General features: G+C 63.7%; 17 protein-coding genes. 10 read left to right on the top strand and 7 right to left on the bottom strand.

Translation table 11 applies throughout. The annotated features are described in order from the left end of the window. Positions 1 to 52 precede the first annotated feature (52 nt). The 5 genes from ACM9LZ_RS15405 to ACM9LZ_RS15385 all read right to left on the bottom strand — a co-directional run bounded on the left by ACM9LZ_RS15405 (position 53) and on the right by ACM9LZ_RS15385 (position 4,085). On the bottom strand, positions 53 to 799 hold the full coding sequence (locus ACM9LZ_RS15405; RefSeq protein ID WP_416620381.1) for a DUF2189 domain-containing protein: 747 nt from the start codon (positions 797 to 799) through the stop codon (positions 53 to 55). 325 nt (positions 800 to 1,124) lie between these two features. Beyond that, the gene (gene tatC / locus ACM9LZ_RS15400) at positions 1,125 to 1,925 is read right to left on the bottom strand and encodes a twin-arginine translocase subunit TatC (RefSeq protein WP_416620380.1); all 801 of its coding nucleotides are present in this window, start codon (positions 1,923 to 1,925) and stop codon (positions 1,125 to 1,127) included. Beyond that, the gene (tatB, locus tag ACM9LZ_RS15395) at positions 1,922 to 2,548 is read right to left on the bottom strand and encodes a Sec-independent protein translocase protein TatB (RefSeq protein ID WP_416620379.1); all 627 of its coding nucleotides are present in this window, start codon (positions 2,546 to 2,548) and stop codon (positions 1,922 to 1,924) included. The genes tatC and tatB overlap by 4 nt, the downstream gene beginning before the upstream one ends. Positions 2,549 to 2,554: 6 nt before the next feature. Beyond that, positions 2,555 to 2,773 carry a twin-arginine translocase TatA/TatE family subunit gene (gene tatA, locus ACM9LZ_RS15390; protein WP_416620378.1) on the bottom strand — a complete coding sequence of 73 codons (219 nt, stop codon included), beginning with the start codon at positions 2,771 to 2,773 and terminating at the stop codon, positions 2,555 to 2,557. Positions 2,774 to 2,870: 97 nt separating this feature from the next. Beyond that, positions 2,871 to 4,085, bottom strand: coding sequence for an ABC transporter ATP-binding protein (locus ACM9LZ_RS15385; protein ID WP_416620377.1), 1,215 nt, complete (start codon positions 4,083 to 4,085; stop codon positions 2,871 to 2,873). Positions 4,086 to 4,321: 236 nt separating this feature from the next. Between ACM9LZ_RS15385 and ACM9LZ_RS15380 the strand changes: the two genes are divergently transcribed. The 5 genes from ACM9LZ_RS15380 (at position 4,322) to ACM9LZ_RS15360 (ending at position 9,215) form a co-directional block, all read left to right on the top strand. Further along, on the top strand, positions 4,322 to 4,774 hold the full coding sequence (locus ACM9LZ_RS15380) for an SRPBCC family protein (protein ID WP_416620376.1): 453 nt from the start codon (positions 4,322 to 4,324) through the stop codon (positions 4,772 to 4,774). Between the two features lie 69 nt (positions 4,775 to 4,843). Beyond that, a complete protein-coding gene (locus tag ACM9LZ_RS15375) occupies positions 4,844 to 5,176 on the top strand; it encodes an XdhC family protein (RefSeq protein ID WP_416620375.1) in 333 nt (110 codons plus the stop codon). After that, positions 5,173 to 5,883 (top strand): XdhC family protein, encoded by a 711-nt coding sequence (locus ACM9LZ_RS15370; RefSeq protein WP_416620374.1) that lies wholly within the window; start codon positions 5,173 to 5,175, stop codon positions 5,881 to 5,883. The genes ACM9LZ_RS15375 and ACM9LZ_RS15370 overlap by 4 nt, the downstream gene beginning before the upstream one ends. A gap of 4 nt (positions 5,884 to 5,887) precedes the next feature. Further along, entirely contained in the window at positions 5,888 to 7,483 is a 1,596-nt protein-coding gene (locus tag ACM9LZ_RS15365; protein WP_416620372.1) for an NTP transferase domain-containing protein, read from the top strand. 115 nt (positions 7,484 to 7,598) lie between these two features. After that, positions 7,599 to 9,215, top strand: coding sequence for a peptide chain release factor 3 (locus ACM9LZ_RS15360; RefSeq protein WP_416620371.1), 1,617 nt, complete (start codon positions 7,599 to 7,601; stop codon positions 9,213 to 9,215). A 28-nt stretch (positions 9,216 to 9,243) separates the two neighbouring features. On the opposite strand, the gene ACM9LZ_RS15355 is transcribed toward ACM9LZ_RS15360, so the two are convergent. Together ACM9LZ_RS15355 and ACM9LZ_RS15350 are read right to left on the bottom strand one after the other, a co-directional pair. Next, positions 9,244 to 10,221 (bottom strand): aspartate carbamoyltransferase catalytic subunit, encoded by a 978-nt coding sequence (locus tag ACM9LZ_RS15355; RefSeq protein WP_416620370.1) that lies wholly within the window; start codon positions 10,219 to 10,221, stop codon positions 9,244 to 9,246. A 107-nt stretch (positions 10,222 to 10,328) separates the two neighbouring features. Then, positions 10,329 to 11,222, bottom strand: a complete 894-nt coding sequence (locus tag ACM9LZ_RS15350) for a dienelactone hydrolase family protein (RefSeq protein WP_416620369.1) — start codon at positions 11,220 to 11,222, stop codon at positions 10,329 to 10,331. Positions 11,223 to 11,368: 146 nt separating this feature from the next. On the opposite strand from ACM9LZ_RS15350, the gene ACM9LZ_RS15345 reads away from it, so the two are divergent. The 5 genes from ACM9LZ_RS15345 to ACM9LZ_RS15325 form a co-directional block, all read left to right on the top strand. Next, positions 11,369 to 11,677, top strand: coding sequence for a hypothetical protein (locus tag ACM9LZ_RS15345; RefSeq protein ID WP_416620368.1), 309 nt, complete (start codon positions 11,369 to 11,371; stop codon positions 11,675 to 11,677). Positions 11,678 to 11,763: 86 nt separating this feature from the next. After that, a complete protein-coding gene (locus tag ACM9LZ_RS15340; RefSeq protein ID WP_416620367.1) occupies positions 11,764 to 12,507 on the top strand; it encodes a substrate-binding periplasmic protein in 744 nt (247 codons plus the stop codon). 409 nt (positions 12,508 to 12,916) lie between these two features. After that, positions 12,917 to 13,168, top strand: coding sequence for an AbrB/MazE/SpoVT family DNA-binding domain-containing protein (locus tag ACM9LZ_RS15335; RefSeq protein ID WP_416620366.1), 252 nt, complete (start codon positions 12,917 to 12,919; stop codon positions 13,166 to 13,168). A 168-nt stretch (positions 13,169 to 13,336) separates the two neighbouring features. Then, on the top strand, positions 13,337 to 14,491 hold the full coding sequence (locus ACM9LZ_RS15330; protein WP_416620365.1) for a site-specific integrase: 1,155 nt from the start codon (positions 13,337 to 13,339) through the stop codon (positions 14,489 to 14,491). Then, on the top strand, positions 14,488 to 15,008 hold a 521-nt coding region (locus ACM9LZ_RS15325; protein ID WP_416620364.1), incomplete at its 3' end, for a hypothetical protein. The genes ACM9LZ_RS15330 and ACM9LZ_RS15325, both read left to right, overlap by 4 nt.

The following is a 15,008-nucleotide window of genomic DNA, read 5'->3' as shown; positions in this document are numbered from 1 at the left end:
CCCGCCGGCGAACTGAACGATCGCCGGTGCGATTATATGATGCCGGTTGCCGTCAGACCACCATACGCCGGTAAAGATGCCAGGTGGCGTGCCCCAGGATCGGCATGATGAAGGCCAGGCCGACGAACAGCGGCAGACTGCCCAGCAGCAGCAATCCAGCCACCATCAGTCCCCAGATGGCCATGGGAAACGGATTGTGCCACACGGCCCTGAACGAGGTGACGATGGCATCAAGCATGCCCACGTCACGGTCCAGCATCATGGGGAAGGATACGACGGTCAGCGTCAGGACCAGCATCGCGAACAGCAGGCCGGCACCATTGCCGGCGATGATCATCGTCCAGCCTTCGCGCGTGCTCAGCAGATTGGCGATGAAATCGGCCATGCCGGCATGGGGCAGAGTGGCCATCGTCGCCGCATGAATGCTTTCCGCCACGGCCAGCCAGGCGATGAATACCGCCAGCAGCACGGCCCCCAGCCACGCGATGGACCAGAGCGACCGCGAATGCCGCACGTCCAGCGCATTGCGCCAGGTTACGTCGGCGCCAAGTTCCCGTTGCCGGCTCAACTCGTACATCCCCAGCGCCGCCAGCGGCCCCATGATGGAAATGCCGGCCAGCGCCGGGTAGAGCAGGGGGAACAGGTCGGCCTGGGCCGCGGTGGCGGCGGCCAGCACCCCGACCAGCGGATAGATCATGCCAAGGAACAGAAGCTGCGTGGGTGCGGCCATGAAATCCTGCACGCCCAGCGACAGGGCCTGCATCAGGTCCTGCACGCCAATGCGCCGGATGCCCGGCATAGACAGGGAGCGATCCTGATTCAGGGATCGGTCCGTATTCAGTACCGCCCGATCGGCGGCCATCCGGTAAGCCATCGCGTCGACCCTCCCGACAGGCCGGCCCAATGATCCCGGTCCGGGCAGTCATGTGCCACGGCGGAAGGGCCGGCGGGACGGTTCGGCCGGGAAGCCCGGCAGGGGGCCGCGATGGCGCCATTATCCATCGCGCAACGGATGATCGGTGGGCGATCGGTCGAACCAGGTGCGACAAATTATAGCACCAACACCCATCCCTGCACGGAAAAATACGTCGGCGCGAAACCACCGGCTACCATGCTTCGCCGTGTCAGGTTTCCAGGGCGGCTTCCTGTTCGGCGCGCTTCTTCTCGATCCGCCGGGCCATGAACACCGACACCTCGTAGAGCAGCAGCAAGGGAACGGCCAAGCCGATCTGGCTGATCACATCGGGCGGCGTGAGGATGGCAGCGGCGATGAACACGCCGACGATGGCATAGCGCCGCTTTGACGCCAGCCCGTCTGCCGTCACCAGCCCGACGCGGGCCATCAGGGTCAGCGCCACGGGCAGCTGGAACGCCAGCCCGAAGGCGAAGATCAGCGCCATGATCAATGACAGGTAATCGGCCACCCGTGTCTCGGCCTGCACAGCCAGGGTCGTGGCCGTTGCCTCCGCCTCGAAGCTGAAGAAGAATTTCAGCGCCATCGGCATGATGAAGAAATAGACCAGCGCCGCCCCCAGCAGGAACAGCACGGGCGTGGCCACCAGGAAGGGCAGGAATGCCCGGCGTTCATGCTTGTAAAGGCCAGGCGCCACGAACTTCCAGAATTGCGAGGCGATGATGGGGAAGGCCACCATCGTCCCGGCCCAGAACGCCACCTTCATCTGCGTCAGGAAGAATTCCTGCGGTGCCGTGAAGATCATGCGCCGTTCATTGGCTTTCACGCCCAGCGCCTGGACCAGCGGATGCATCAGGAACTGATAGATATGGTCGGCCACGGCAAAGCACGCGATGAACGCCAGGAACAGGGCGCCCAGGCTCCACATCAACCGGTTCCGCAACTCGATCAGATGTTCGAGCAGCGGCATCTTGCCGGCGTCCAGTTCATCCTGTTCGGTGGGTTCGCTCAAGGTTGCTTATCCTTGGTGGGGTCCGGCGATGCAATGGGGGCGGGGGCCGGCTGTGTGTGCGTGTCCGGGGATGGCTCATCACGGGGCATCGGTGGCAGCGGCGACGCGATGCTGGCCATATCCGCCGCCGCCTCACTTGAAATATTAGCCGCCGCTCCGCTTGACCTGTCCATCGCCGCTCCGCTTGCCATATGCATCGCCGCTCCGCTTGCCGTATGCATCGCCGCTCCGCTTGCCGTATCCACCGCCGCTCCGCTTGCCGGCGTGCGCGCGCCGATGGCCTCGGTGGAGGTTGTTGCGGGCTGGGGGGCATCACCCTTGGCCGGGCTGGTGAAGTCGTCCACCGTCAGCGACTTGCGCAGGCCGCCGTCGGGATCGATGCTCTTCTCCAGTTCGTCGTTCAGGTTGAAGTTCCGGGCCTGCTGCACCTGCTTGCGCAGGTCCTCCAGTTCGGCCTGACGGACCATGTCGTCGACATTGTTCTGGAAGTCGCGGGCCATGGACCGGGCCCGCGCGATCCATTTGCCCAAGGTGCTGAGCGCCTTGGGCAGGTCCTTCGGACCGATGACGACCAGCGCCACCACGGCAATGATCAGAAATTCCGACCAGGCGATATCAAACATGTCCGATCAGACCTTGGTCGTCGTTTCGTCGATCCGGACCGGGGCCGGTGGCGATGAGGCCGGACGATCCCTGGCCACGTCACCTTCCGGGTCCGACATGCCGGATTTGAAGCTGCGGATGCCCCGCCCCAGGTCGCCCATGACCTTCGGCAGCTTGCCGGCGCCGAAAATGATCAGGATGATCACAAGGATCACCAGGATTTCCCAGACGTTCAATCCACCCATGGATCACTCCACCTCATGCGACACGGCAAGACCGGGGCCCGGCCGAAAGGCGCGGGATCATGGCAGAAACGAAACACTGCCGCAATCGGGCCGGCTGTCATGGCCGAGCAAAGACGAAAGCCTGCCGCGGCTCCAGCATGACGGACACATGGCTGCCATCCGCTGGCAGGAAATGACCCGGCGCGCGGGCGTGCAGGTGATGGGACCGGCCTTCCCGGTCCGTGACCCGCAGATGCACCAGACTGGTGCGGCCCAGCAGGCGCGACGCCTCCACCTGTGCCAGGTTGGGCACGCTGGCTGCACCCTCGTCCTCTCCTGTCAAGGCCAGGCGCAGTGCCTCCGGGCGGATCAGCACCTCCACCGCCTGGCCTTCCCCCATGCGCGGGGCCGGCAGGCTGCCGACAGGCGTATCGACCCGGCCCCGGCACACCCGTCCCTCCAGCACGTTCACCTCGCCGAAGAAACTGGCGGCAAAAGCGTCGACGGGCTTTGTGTAAAGCGCCGTCGGCGAGCCCACCTGCACCAGCCGGCCGTCACGCAGCAGGACGATGCGGTCGGCCAGGAACATGGCCTCTTCCGGATCGTGGGTCACGATCATGGTGGCCGCACCGCTGCGCTTCAGCACATGCAGCGTTTCGTCGCGCACGCTTTCCCGCAGCCGCGTGTCCAGCCCTGAAAAAGGCTCGTCCAGCAACAGCACGGACGGGCGTGGCGCCATGGCCCGGGCCAGCGCCACGCGCTGCTGTTGCCCACCCGACAGGGCATGCGGATAGGCCTTGGCATAGGCTTCCATCCCCACCTGTTCCAGCGCGGCCATGGCGCGCCCGGTCCGGTCGGCGGCGGGCAGGCGGTTCAGGCCGAACCGCACATTGTCCAGCACGGTCAGATGCGGGAACAGGGCATAATCCTGGAAGACCAGCCCGATACCGCGCCGCTCCGGCGGCAGGGACTGGCCCGGCCGGGCGATCATCTGGCCGCCGATGGCCACGGCGCCGTCCTGCAGGATCTCCAGCCCGGCCGCCAGCCGCAGCAGGGTGGATTTGCCGCAGCCGGAAGGCCCGACCAGACAGACGATCTCCCCCGGCGCGATCGATACAGAAACATCATCCAGGGCGCGCTTGGCCCCATAATGATGTGTCACCTTGTCCAGGGACAGTGCCGGCAGGGCGACGGGCGGATGATGCGGGCTGGCGGCGTCCAGCGGCGGCGGGCGGCCGTGCGGCCCGTGGCCGGTCCGTCCCCCGTCCTTCTCATCGCTGCGCGGCGGCGGGACCCCGGCCCCGCTTGTCCTGTCGCTGATCGTCGTATCCATCCTGGCCGACGCTTTCTTTCCATCGTCGCCCCGTGAGGCGTCGCCCGCAAGGGGCCCAAAAGTGATGGGTCATACTTAGGATGCCGCCACCCTCTTTGCAAACCGTTATTAACTGCCTGCCCGTCATGTGGTCGTTCCGGCCCGTCCGGTGCGGGTCCGATCAGCGGGGTTTCCCTTCTGCACCGGGTTTGTGGCACTGTGCGCCGCAGTGAAGACGACAGGAACGGAAGCATCCCATGGATATGGCTGGCGAATACCGACTTCCGGCCGGACGTGCCGCGGTGTGGGCGGCCCTGAACGATACAGGCATGCTGCATCGCTGCATTCCGGGCTGCGAGGAACTGGAAAGGCTGTCGGACACCGAACTGGCGGCCAAGGTGAAGGTGAAGATCGGCCCCGTCAGCGCCCGGTTCGCCGGCCGCGTCACCTTGTCCGATATCGACGCCCCCAACGGCTACCGCATCACGGGCGAAGGGCAGGGCGGGGCCGCCGGCTTCGGCAAGGGCGGCGCGCTGGTCACGCTGGAAGATACCGGTGACGGCGGCACGCTGCTGAAATACACCGCCGAGGCGACAGTGGGCGGAAAGCTGGCGCAGATCGGGTCCCGCCTGGTCCAGGGGGCGGCCCGCAAGCTGGCCGATGATTTCTTCGCGGCCTTCGCCCAGGCCATGGCCGACGACCCGGCATAGGACGGCCTCTGGCAAATCCATATCCGGCTGCCTATGTGAAACCCTGGTCCCGCCCTGAGAACAGCCCCCATGTCCCCTGAACCCGACGACAGCGCCGCCATCCTTGCCCAGGCCGCAGAATGGCTGGCTACCGGATCGCGCGTGGCGCTGGCATCCGTCATCGCCACATGGGGATCGGCCCCACGACCGGTGGGCAGCCTGATGGCCGTCACGACCGACGGTGCCATGGCCGGTTCCGTTTCCGGCGGCTGTATCGAAGGTGCCGTTGCGCTGGAAGCCGTGAAGGTGGTGGAGGAGGGGGAGCCACGCATCCTGTCCTTCGGCATCAGCAATGACATGGCGTGGGAAGTGGGGCTGGCCTGTGGCGGGAAGCTGGATGTCTATCTGGAGCCCCTGGCATGAAGCGGCGCATTCTGGAAGCATTGCGCCGGGCTCAGGCCGATCGCCGGCCCGTGGCGCTGGTCACCGACCTGGGAACGGGCTTCCAGACCCTGGTCGGCGCCGATGGCCGCCAGCAAGGCGATGCCGGGCTGGAGGAGGAATTCCTGCCCGGCGTGCTGGATGCCATCCGGCGTGACCGCCGTGGCATCGTGGAATTCTACGATGGCCGTTTCTTCATCAATATCTTTCCCCCGCCATCGCGCCTGCTGATCGTCGGCGCGGTGCATCTGGCACAGGCGCTGGCGCCGGCGGCAAGGCTGGCCGGCTATGATGTCACGGTGATCGATCCACGTCGCAGCTTTGCCACGCCGGAACGCTTTCCCGACACACGCCTGGTGCTGGAATGGCCGGATGAGGCGTTGGACATGCTGGCACCGGACGCGCGAACGGCCATCGTCACCCTGTCGCACGATCCGAAGTTCGATGATCCGGCCCTGGTCCGCGCGCTGGCCGGCCCGGCCTTTTATATCGGTGCCCTGGGCAGCCGCAAAAGCCACGCGGCCCGGCTGGAGCGGCTGCGGGCGCAGGGGCTGGCTGATGATGCCCTGACCCGCATCCATGGTCCCGTCGGGCTGGACACCGGTGCCGTGACGCCGGGGGAAATCGCGGTATCGATCCTGGCGGAAATGACCCTGGCCCTGCGCGGCCCCAAGCACAGGGCAGGTTGAGCCGATGTGGTTCGGGTCCCTTGCCGTGGCCGAGGCCGAAGGCGCCATTCTGGCCCATGCTGTCCACCATGCCGCCGGCCGATTTGCCAAGGGGCGTGTCCTGGGCCGGGAAGACATCGAAAGGCTAATACAATCCGGAATCGAAACGATTATGGTGGCGCGCCTCGATGCGGGTGACATCACGGAGGATGCGGCCGCGACACGCATCGCCGCCCGGCTGGCTGGACCTCATCTGACGATCAGTGCCGCCTATACGGGCCGGGTCAACCTGTTTGCTGCCCAAGATGGGCTGGCGACCATCGATGCCGCGACGATCCATGCCCTGAACCGCACCGATGAGGCGGTGACCATCGCCACCCTGCCCCCCTTCACACCCGTCCGCACCGGGCAGATGCTGGCCACCATCAAGATCATTCCCTTCGCCGTGCCCGAAGCCATCGTTTCGGCCCTGGAATGGATGCTGGCGGGTGCCGGGCCGGTCGGTGTGGCCCCCTGGGCCGGCTTGTCGGCCAGCCTGATACAGACCATGCTGCCGGGCACGAAACCGGCAGTGCTGGACAAGAGTGTTCAGGTGACGCGCGACAGGCTGGCGGGGATCGAGGCGGATCTGGCGCAACAGATGCGTGTCCCGCATGAAGTGGGGGCGCTTGCCAGCGCCCTGCGTGAGGCGGAAGGCGATCTGGTACTGGTCATCGGTGCATCGGCCATCACCGACCGTCGGGACGTGATCCCCGCAGCATTGGAAAGGGTGGGGGGCACGGTCCGGCATTTCGGCATGCCCGTCGATCCGGGCAACCTTCTGCTGCTGGGGGAACTGAACGGGCGGCCCGTGCTGGGCCTGCCCGGCTGCGCACGTTCGCCAAAGCTGAACGGCGTTGACTGGGTGCTGCAAAGGCTGGGGGCCGGCCTGCCCGTCGATGCCGCCGCCATCATGGCCATGGGTGTTGGCGGATTGCTGGCGGAGATGCCGGGCCGGCCCCTGCCGCGCGCCATGGCAACATCCACACCCCGCGCACCGCGCATCGCCGGCCTTGTGCTGGCCGGCGGGTTCGGCCGGCGCATGGGGGGAGAGGGCAACAAGCTGCTGCGTCCCTGGCGGGGCAAGCCCCTGGTCCGGCATGTGGTGGAAGCAGCAATGGGCGCCCAGCTCTGTGCCGTAAGCGTGGCGACCGGCCATCAGGCCGCAGAGGTCCGTACCGCGCTGGAAGGAACAGGCGTGGATTTCACCCACGCGCCCGACCATGGACAGGGCCTGTCGGCCACCCTGAAGGCCGGGCTGGCAGCCTTGTCCGACGATATCGATGGCGTTCTGGTGCTGCTGGGTGACATGCCCCGCATCGGGTCCGCCACCATAGACCGTCTGGTGGCCGCCTTTTCGCCGGAGGATGGGCGGGCCATCATCGTGCCCACTTGCGGCGGGCGGCGCGGCAACCCCATTCTGTGGGACCGGTCCTTTCTCCCGGAAATGCAGGCTCTGACAGGCGATACGGGGGCCCGTTCCCTGCTGATCCGCCATGCCGCCGCCCTGTGCGAGGTGGCGGTGGAGGACGAGGGCATCCTGCTGGATGTCGACACGCCGGAGGCGCTGGCGGGCCTGTAACCGCCCCGAAAGTGCCGCTTCACAGGTCGCCTGCAAAAGTTTCCGTCCTGCTGGGGGCCCAAATCAGGTATTGAGGCGGCTGATCCCGTCGGTTTCCCCGTGCAGAGTATACCCCATGCCCGCCAACATCCTTGAAGCGCAAGTCGCCAAGCGCCGCACCTTCGCCATCATCGCGCACCCCGACGCGGGCAAGACGACGCTGACGGAAAAGCTGCTGCTGTTCGGCGGCGCCATCCAGATGGCCGGCGCCGTGAAGGCCCGCGGGGAACAGCGGCGTGCGCGTTCGGACTGGATGAAGGTGGAACGGGAACGCGGCATCTCCGTCACCGCATCGGTGATGAATTTCGATTATGCCGACCGGACCTTCAACCTGGTGGACACGCCGGGCCACGAGGATTTCTCCGAGGACACCTATCGCACGCTGACCGCCGTGGACAGCGCCGTCATGGTGATCGACGCCGCCAAGGGCATCGAGGCGCAGACGCGCAAGCTGTTCGAGGTGTGCCGCATGCGCGACGTGCCCATCATCACCTTCGTCAACAAGATGGACCGAGAAGCCCGCGATCCATTCGAACTGATGGATGAGGTGGAGCGCGACCTGCAGCTTGAGGTCACGCCGGCCTCCTGGCCCATCGGCTCCGGTTCCGATTTCCGCGGCTGCTACGACCTGATCCGCGATCGGTTGATCCTGATGGATCGCCGGTCTGGCGACGTGGCCACCGACGGCATCGAATGCCATGGCGTCGATGATCCCCGGATCGATGAGTTGATCCCCGCTGACCAGGCCGCCAAGCTGCGCGAGGATGTGGCCATGGTGCGCGAACTGTGTCCGCCCTTCGATCTGGAAACCTATCGGGAGGGTCACCAGACCCCGGTCTTTTTCGGGTCCGCCATCAATAATTTCGGTGTGCGGGAATTGCTGCTGGGCCTGGCCGAGTACGCACCGCCACCGCGCCCGCAAAAGGCTGATGGCCGCGCAGTGGACCCGGCGGAGGGCAAGGTCACGGGCTTCGTGTTCAAGGTGCAGGCCAACATGGACCCCAACCATCGCGACCGCATCGCCTTTTTCCGCCTGTGCTCGGGCCATTTCAAGCGCGGCACCAAGCTGAAGCATATGCGATCCGGCAAGCTGCTGGCGGTCAACAACGCCGTGCTGTTCCTGGCCCGCGACCGGGAACTGGCCGAGGATGCGTTTCCCGGCGATATCATCGGCATTCCCAACCACGGCACCCTGCGCATCGGCGACACGCTGACCGAGGGGGAGGATCTGCGCTATACCGGTGTACCCAGCTTCGCGCCGGAACTGTTGCAGCGCGTGCGCCTGGACGATCCGATGAAGGTCAAGCACCTGCGCAAGGCGCTTGAGCATTTCGCGGAGGAGGGGGCTTCACAGGTGTTCAAGCCCGTCATCGGCGCCGACTGGGTGGTCGGCGTTGTCGGACAGCTCCAGTTCGAGGTACTGGCCGCCCGGATCGAGGCTGAGTATGGCATGAAGGCGCGGTTCGAAACCGCCGGCTATGACGCCGCCCGCTGGGTGGAAAGCGACGATCCGGTGGCGCTGAAGGCATTCATCGACAGCCGCCGCGCCGACATCGCGGAGGATCATGATGGCGCGCTGGTCTATCTGGCCCGCAACGGCTGGCAGTTGAACCGCGCGCAGGAGGATTTTCCCGCGCTGCGTTTCCTGAAGACGCGCGAGCAGAACAAGACCGTCACCACGGTGGCTGCCTGACGCGCAGCCACCGGACCATCCGGCCGCATCAGGCCGCCTTTGCAGCGGCACCGTCACTGGTCAGCAGGTCCAGGCAGGCCATGCGCACGGCCACGCCCAGTTCAACCTGCTGAAGGATCACGGAACGGTGGATATCGTCGGCCACAAGGCTGTCGATCTCCACGCCGCGGTTCATGGGACCGGGATGCATGATCAGTGCGCCGGGCTTGGCCAGCGCCAGCTTGTCGTAATCCAGCCCGAAAAAGCGGAAATATTCCCGCTGGCTGGGCAGGAACTGCCCCTGCATGCGTTCAAGCTGCAGGCGCAGCATCATGACGATGTCCGCATCCTTCAGGCCCGTCTTCATGCTGTGATGCACCTCCGCCCCCATCCGGTCGACGGCACCCGGCAGCAATGTGGGGGGGGCGACAACGCGGACATGGGCGCCCATGATGTTCAGCAGGTGGATATTGGACCGCGCCACGCGGCTGTGCAGGATGTCCCCGCAGATCGCCACGGTCAGGCCCTTCAGGGTGCCCAGGTTGCGCCGGATGGTCAGGGCGTCCAGCAAGGCCTGGGTCGGATGCTCGTGCTGGCCGTCCCCGGCATTGATCACCGCGCAGTTCACCTTGTCGGCCAGAAGCTTCGGCGCCCCCGAATCCTGGTGGCGCACGACCAGCGCATCCAGGTGCATGGCGTTCAGGGTCGTGGCCGTGTCGATCAGGGTCTCGCCCTTCTTCACCGAGCTGCCATCCACTGCCATGTTGATGGCATCGGCACCCAGCCGCCGCGCGGCCAGTTCGAAGCTGGTGCGCGTGCGCGTCGAATTCTCGAAGAACAGGTTGACGATCGTCTTGCCGGCCAGCTTGCCGTTGACCTTGTTGGCGGAGCGATTCTGCTCGACATAGCGGTCGGCCGTGTCCAGCAGCAAATTGATCTCCGGCGCCGTCAATCCCTCGATACCCAGAAGGTGGCGATGGTTGAAGCGGTCGGCGCGGGCATCGATGTCATGCGGATGGGCGGCCATGGGTAACATGCTCTCCGGCGGCGTGGATCGGCGGGGCGGGACTATGGTGGCACGCCCCGCCCCTGGCAAGCGTCAGAAAGACCGGTCCGGCATGAATGGCGCGGGGTTCAGCCCGCTTTGCCGGCCACCCCATTGGCACGGAACCATTCCAGGCAGCGCTTCCAGCCATCGGCCGCCATCTCCGGCCGGTAGCTGGGGCGATAATCGGCATGGAAGCCGTGCGGGCCTTCCGGGTAAAGGTGGATATGGCTTTCTGTCTTGCCGGCAGCGGCCAGGGCTGCGCGCATCTTTTCCACATCCTCCACGGGGATGCCGCCATCCTTTTCGCCGTAAAGGCCCAGAACCGGGGCCTTGATCCGGTCGGTCAGTTCCACCGGCACCATGGTTTGCAATGCCGTGGCAGGCGTCGCCAGCCGGCCGTACCAGGCTACGCCCGCCTTCACGTCCGGGCTGTGGGCAGCATAAAGCCAGGTGGCGCGACCACCCCAGCAGAAGCCGGTGACGCCCAGGCGGGAAGCATCGCCACCATCCTGCCCGGCCGCCCAGGCGACGGCAGCGTCCAGGTCGGCCATGACCTGCGCGTCCGGCACCTTGCTGACAATGTCGGCAATCAGCTTGGCGGTATCGGTATAGGCGGCGGCATTGCCCTGTCGCGCGAACATTTCCGGCGCCACAGCCAGATAGCCTTCCCGGGCGAAGCGGCGACAGACATCCTTGATATATTCATGGACCCCGAAGATCTCCTGGATGACCAGTATGATGGGGAAGGGGCCCTGGCCCGCCGGCTTGGCACGATAGGCCGGCAGGCTGCCGTCGGCGACGGGAATGGCGACTTCTCCCGCCGCCAGCCCATCGGCCGGTGTGGTGATGGTCTGCGCGGAAACCGGCAGCGTGGACAGGGCGAAGCCACTGGCCAGGGTGGTCATGGCGAATATCCGTCTTGTAAGGGTGGGGTTCAGCGGCGACAGAAGACACTGGGCTTCGGCGTGGATACGCTCCATCGGGCTCCTCCCGTGATCCATGGCTGGCAATGGGCAGGCAGGATAGGACATGGGAACGGTTACGCAACCGGTCATTAGGCCGATTGGGCTTGCCGTCCGATGCCGGTTGCGCGCATTGTGGCATTGGACTTCCCGCGGAACACAACATGACCGCCGACGCGAAATCAGAGCTGTTGCGCCAGATCCGCGCCATCCGCCGCCGCATCGATCCCGATGTGCTGGCCAGGGCCGAGCGCGCCGCCCAGGCGGCGGAGGCGGCCCGCACCGTGCCGCCCGACCAGGTGCCCTATGACAAGGATGCCGCGCGTGAGGTGGTGGCCAGCTTCCTGCGCGCCCGCAACGATGGCGGCCGGTTCGCCATGGCACTGATGGAGAATTTGCGCAAGCCGGACGCGGCGGCCAAGGCCTATGCCAAGCCGTCTCCCGCGACCCGCCCCGGCGGCCGACGCATCTGAAGCCTGGCTGCATGTATCCGGGCTCGATCGCAATGACACGGCGGACGCCTGTCGCCTCATCATCCCCAACCGGTCGTGCAGCAGCCATGGCGTGCGTCTGGCTGCTGACAGCCTTTTCGGTGTTAGTGCCGGCGGCGGCGGCCGGTGATGTCCTGCGGCTGCTGATGTCCGAAAGCCTGCCGCCGCCCTATCTCATCCAACTGGAAGGGGAGGCGGAGCCGACAGGCCTGACCGTTGATCTGTGCCGGAAGGTTGCCGCCCGCCTGGGTTACGGCGCCAGTGTTCGCGTGGCACCGCCCAAGCGCGTGCCTGAACTGATGCGGGCAGGGGAAGCGGACATGCTTTGCCATGTCTCCCCCAACTGGTATCCCTATCCGGAAGAGATGTGGTTCGGCCGGCGCCTCTACAGTGCCGACAATGTCTTCATCGCAGCACGCGACGCCGAACCGGTCTGCGAAGAATGCGCCATTCCGCGGGAAGTCGCGACTGTCATCGGCTCCGATTACGGGGAACGGGTGGACATGGCTTTTGCCAGCGGACGGTCGGCCCGACGCGATGTCCGGTCGGAAGAAAATGTTTTCCGCCTCATCCAGTATGGCCGCATGGCCTATGGGATCGTACCGGAATACACGTTCCATTATTTCGCAGGCCACAATCAGGATATGGCCATCAAGGGGCATGCCTACCGTTTCAACATCACAGTGGGCGTGCCACGAAGCGGCCCGATCGGTGAGGCTGAACTGCTGATCGCCACAGCTTCCATCCGCCTTCCGCAGGACGTCGACCCAGCCTTCCGGCCCTATCTCGGGCTACCCGGCATTGAGCCATGATAGACGGGTGCAGATTAACCGTCTGATTATAAAGAAGAGTCGCACTTCAGAATAGAATCCACCTCACCCAAACGGGTGTCGCCCAAACGGGAAAGATTGATAATGTGTATTATGGAAATTTAAGGCAATTTTAAAAGTGTTGCGTTCTGGGTGATCTGATCACCTGATCAGCGCAATCGGCCTATTACGTAAACGGCATGAAGATATTGCCATGTTCGGACACGCCGTGGACATGGATACTCATAGTGCTCATGATGGTTAGCATGCGCGACCGAAAACCGGCGCGCGGCGCCTCAGCGACGCAAGCGCGCCGGGACCGGTCGTCGCCGCACGGTGTTGTAAACCGCGACCGGACCCAGCCGTTAGGCTGGGCTTGTAGACTTGGGCGGGTGGTCTAACGGAGATGGAAATGCGCGCGACCGTTATCAAACTTGGGGATAGCTATGCCATTCAGATTCCTGCGGCCATTGTGCAGGAAATGAATTTGAAGGAAGGAACACCGGTGGAAATAGCCGCATCCCCGACAGGCTTGAGAGTTACGCCTGTGCAACAGCGTTTCAGCCTGGAGGAGCTCGTGGCGCAGATGCGGCCTGAAAATCAGCATGACGAGTATTTCTTGGATAAGCCAGTTGGTGCGGAGATCGTTGAATGGAGAGACTAGCCTTCGGATGCTCTGCTTTCCATTTCTGAAATCCTGCATCCCCACGGACCACTACGGGTAATTAGAACTTAAACGTTGCGATGTTTGTGTTTTGTGCGACCATATTTACCTATGGCAAGACTCAGACTTCGACATCCCGCAGTTCCGTCATCGCTCCGCGGCTATATCTTGGTAGACGCGCTCGGGCTGCCCCGCTATTGGGCGACGATCTGGGCGGACGTGCTGAAGGCCGGAATCGAAGATGGCACACGGAGTGTCTATCTCGCCGCCGTCGAGCGCCTTTATCAGTCTGTCATCAATCAGTCCGGCGAAGATTGCCTAGACTGCATGCTTGCCAGGCAGGACTTCCGTGGTGTTGAAGCGGCTTTGTCAGGGTTTTTGACGTCGTTGCGAAACAGCAGCGCTGTCGATGGTGCAGATCGAGCAGCAACGTGGAAGTACGCTTTGATGTTCGTCCAGGACGTCATGACGCATATGGGGCCCGTTGCCGATCAACGGATGGGCGCGATCGACGCCAATCTGGTGCGTCTGGACAGGCTATATTCCCAGATTGCGCCGACGCATCCAAAACCAGCAGCACCAATTAGGGCATTGCCTGCGGTCGTAATTGAGGATCTCCACCGCCTGTTCGCGCCAGCCTCACCTGACAATCCGTTCCGATCGGAGGATCTAAGATGGCGTAATTTTCTGATTTTCCTCGTCTTTTTGCACCTTGGGCTTCGCCGGGGCGAAGTTCTGATTCTGCCAGTCAATGCGGTGAAGGAGGATTACGATCCAACATCTGGCTTGACCCATTATTGGATGAATGTCGACGAGACCCTCGATGAAGATAGCCGGTTTGACGCCCCGAGCCTGAAAACCAAACATTCTCGACGTCAGCTGCCGGTTTCCAAGGTGATCGTCGCCCTGGCAGATCGTGTCGCGGTCAACCATCGGTTCAAGGCGTTGCATCCCTTTCTGTTTTCCTCGCAGCAAGGCAAGCCACTCGCCATCCGCTCCGCGACCAGTATTTTTGAGCAGGTGAGTTCCGCTCTGTCGGATCGTTCCCGCAAGGCACTGGCTAACCGTGGCAAAACCAGTGTAACGGCGCATGATCTGCGACACACCTGCGCAGTCTACCGGCTTGCACGCTACCGCGGCCAGGGAGACGACATGGATACCGCAATCGAGAAACTTCGCGTTTTCTTCGGCTGGTCGCCCACATCCGAGATGCCGCGGCACTACGCCCGGTCATACTTTGAGACCAGTCTCCAGGAGGTCTGGGAAGACAGCTATGACACGTTCGTCGAGACGATCCGAACCATCGACGGAGTGCCCCCATGACCGGTCTGCCCAACCAACTGTTGGACCGCGTAGGGTCAGTCTTGCAGGTTCTGCCGCCCCTTCCCTCTGCCCTGCGCTACCATGATGACTACTTGGATGAAATGCATTCCTTGCGTGATCTTGCAGACGAGAAATGTTGGCCTATCCACTGTGATGGTCAGACATCTATGTTGGATTTCAGACGGCTATCAGAACCATTTCGACATCTATTCAAGCATTTAATTGTGGATTTTCTGGGAAAATCAGACGTGACCTACGTCACCATTCTGTTTTCTTCAATGTCGAGATCCATTGAAAAGTTGGGGGACGAACTCCTATTAAATTGTATAATTCTTACGCCTCCAAAATTTAGATCATACTGGATGGAGAAAATATCCCCAGCATTATCTAGCGTTGAGGCAAACGCACTTAAGTCTATGCTTAGATCGTTTTGTACATTGCACATCGGATCCTGGCAAATTGGCCTAGAAAATTACATAGCACAGCTACCTGTTGTCAAATCTGATGTTTATAGAAC

It is taken from the genome of Niveispirillum fermenti (assembly GCF_048066175.1).
In the GTDB taxonomy this organism is placed as follows: Bacteria; Pseudomonadota; Alphaproteobacteria; order Azospirillales; family Azospirillaceae; genus Niveispirillum; species Niveispirillum fermenti.
Note: the sequence above shows the minus strand (reverse complement) of the source record. Positions and strands in the feature narration are given on the sequence as shown.

Bases quoted from the DNA above. Each gene is read 5' to 3' on its own strand.
- ACM9LZ_RS15385 (WP_416620377.1), bottom strand. From the start codon at position 4,085: ATGGATACGACGATCAGCGACAGGACAAGCGGGGCCGGGGTCCCGCCG.
- ACM9LZ_RS15380 (WP_416620376.1), top strand. From the start codon at position 4,322: ATGGATATGGCTGGCGAATACCGACTTCCGGCCGGACGTGCCGCGGTG.
- ACM9LZ_RS15405 (WP_416620381.1), bottom strand. From the start codon at position 799: ATGCCGGGCATCCGGCGCATTGGCGTGCAGGACCTGATGCAGGCCCTG.
- ACM9LZ_RS15365 (WP_416620372.1), top strand. From the start codon at position 5,888: ATGTGGTTCGGGTCCCTTGCCGTGGCCGAGGCCGAAGGCGCCATTCTG.
- ACM9LZ_RS15340 (WP_416620367.1), top strand. From the start codon at position 11,764: ATGGCGTGCGTCTGGCTGCTGACAGCCTTTTCGGTGTTAGTGCCGGCG.
- ACM9LZ_RS15360 (WP_416620371.1), top strand. From the start codon at position 7,599: ATGCCCGCCAACATCCTTGAAGCGCAAGTCGCCAAGCGCCGCACCTTC.
- ACM9LZ_RS15345 (WP_416620368.1), top strand. From the start codon at position 11,369: ATGACCGCCGACGCGAAATCAGAGCTGTTGCGCCAGATCCGCGCCATC.
- tatB (WP_416620379.1), bottom strand. From the start codon at position 2,548: ATGTTTGATATCGCCTGGTCGGAATTTCTGATCATTGCCGTGGTGGCG.
- ACM9LZ_RS15370 (WP_416620374.1), top strand. From the start codon at position 5,173: ATGAAGCGGCGCATTCTGGAAGCATTGCGCCGGGCTCAGGCCGATCGC.
- ACM9LZ_RS15375 (WP_416620375.1), top strand. From the start codon at position 4,844: ATGTCCCCTGAACCCGACGACAGCGCCGCCATCCTTGCCCAGGCCGCA.
- ACM9LZ_RS15335 (WP_416620366.1), top strand. From the start codon at position 12,917: ATGCGCGCGACCGTTATCAAACTTGGGGATAGCTATGCCATTCAGATT.
- tatA (WP_416620378.1), bottom strand. From the start codon at position 2,773: ATGGGTGGATTGAACGTCTGGGAAATCCTGGTGATCCTTGTGATCATC.
- ACM9LZ_RS15350 (WP_416620369.1), bottom strand. From the start codon at position 11,222: ATGGAGCGTATCCACGCCGAAGCCCAGTGTCTTCTGTCGCCGCTGAAC.
- ACM9LZ_RS15355 (WP_416620370.1), bottom strand. From the start codon at position 10,221: ATGGCCGCCCATCCGCATGACATCGATGCCCGCGCCGACCGCTTCAAC.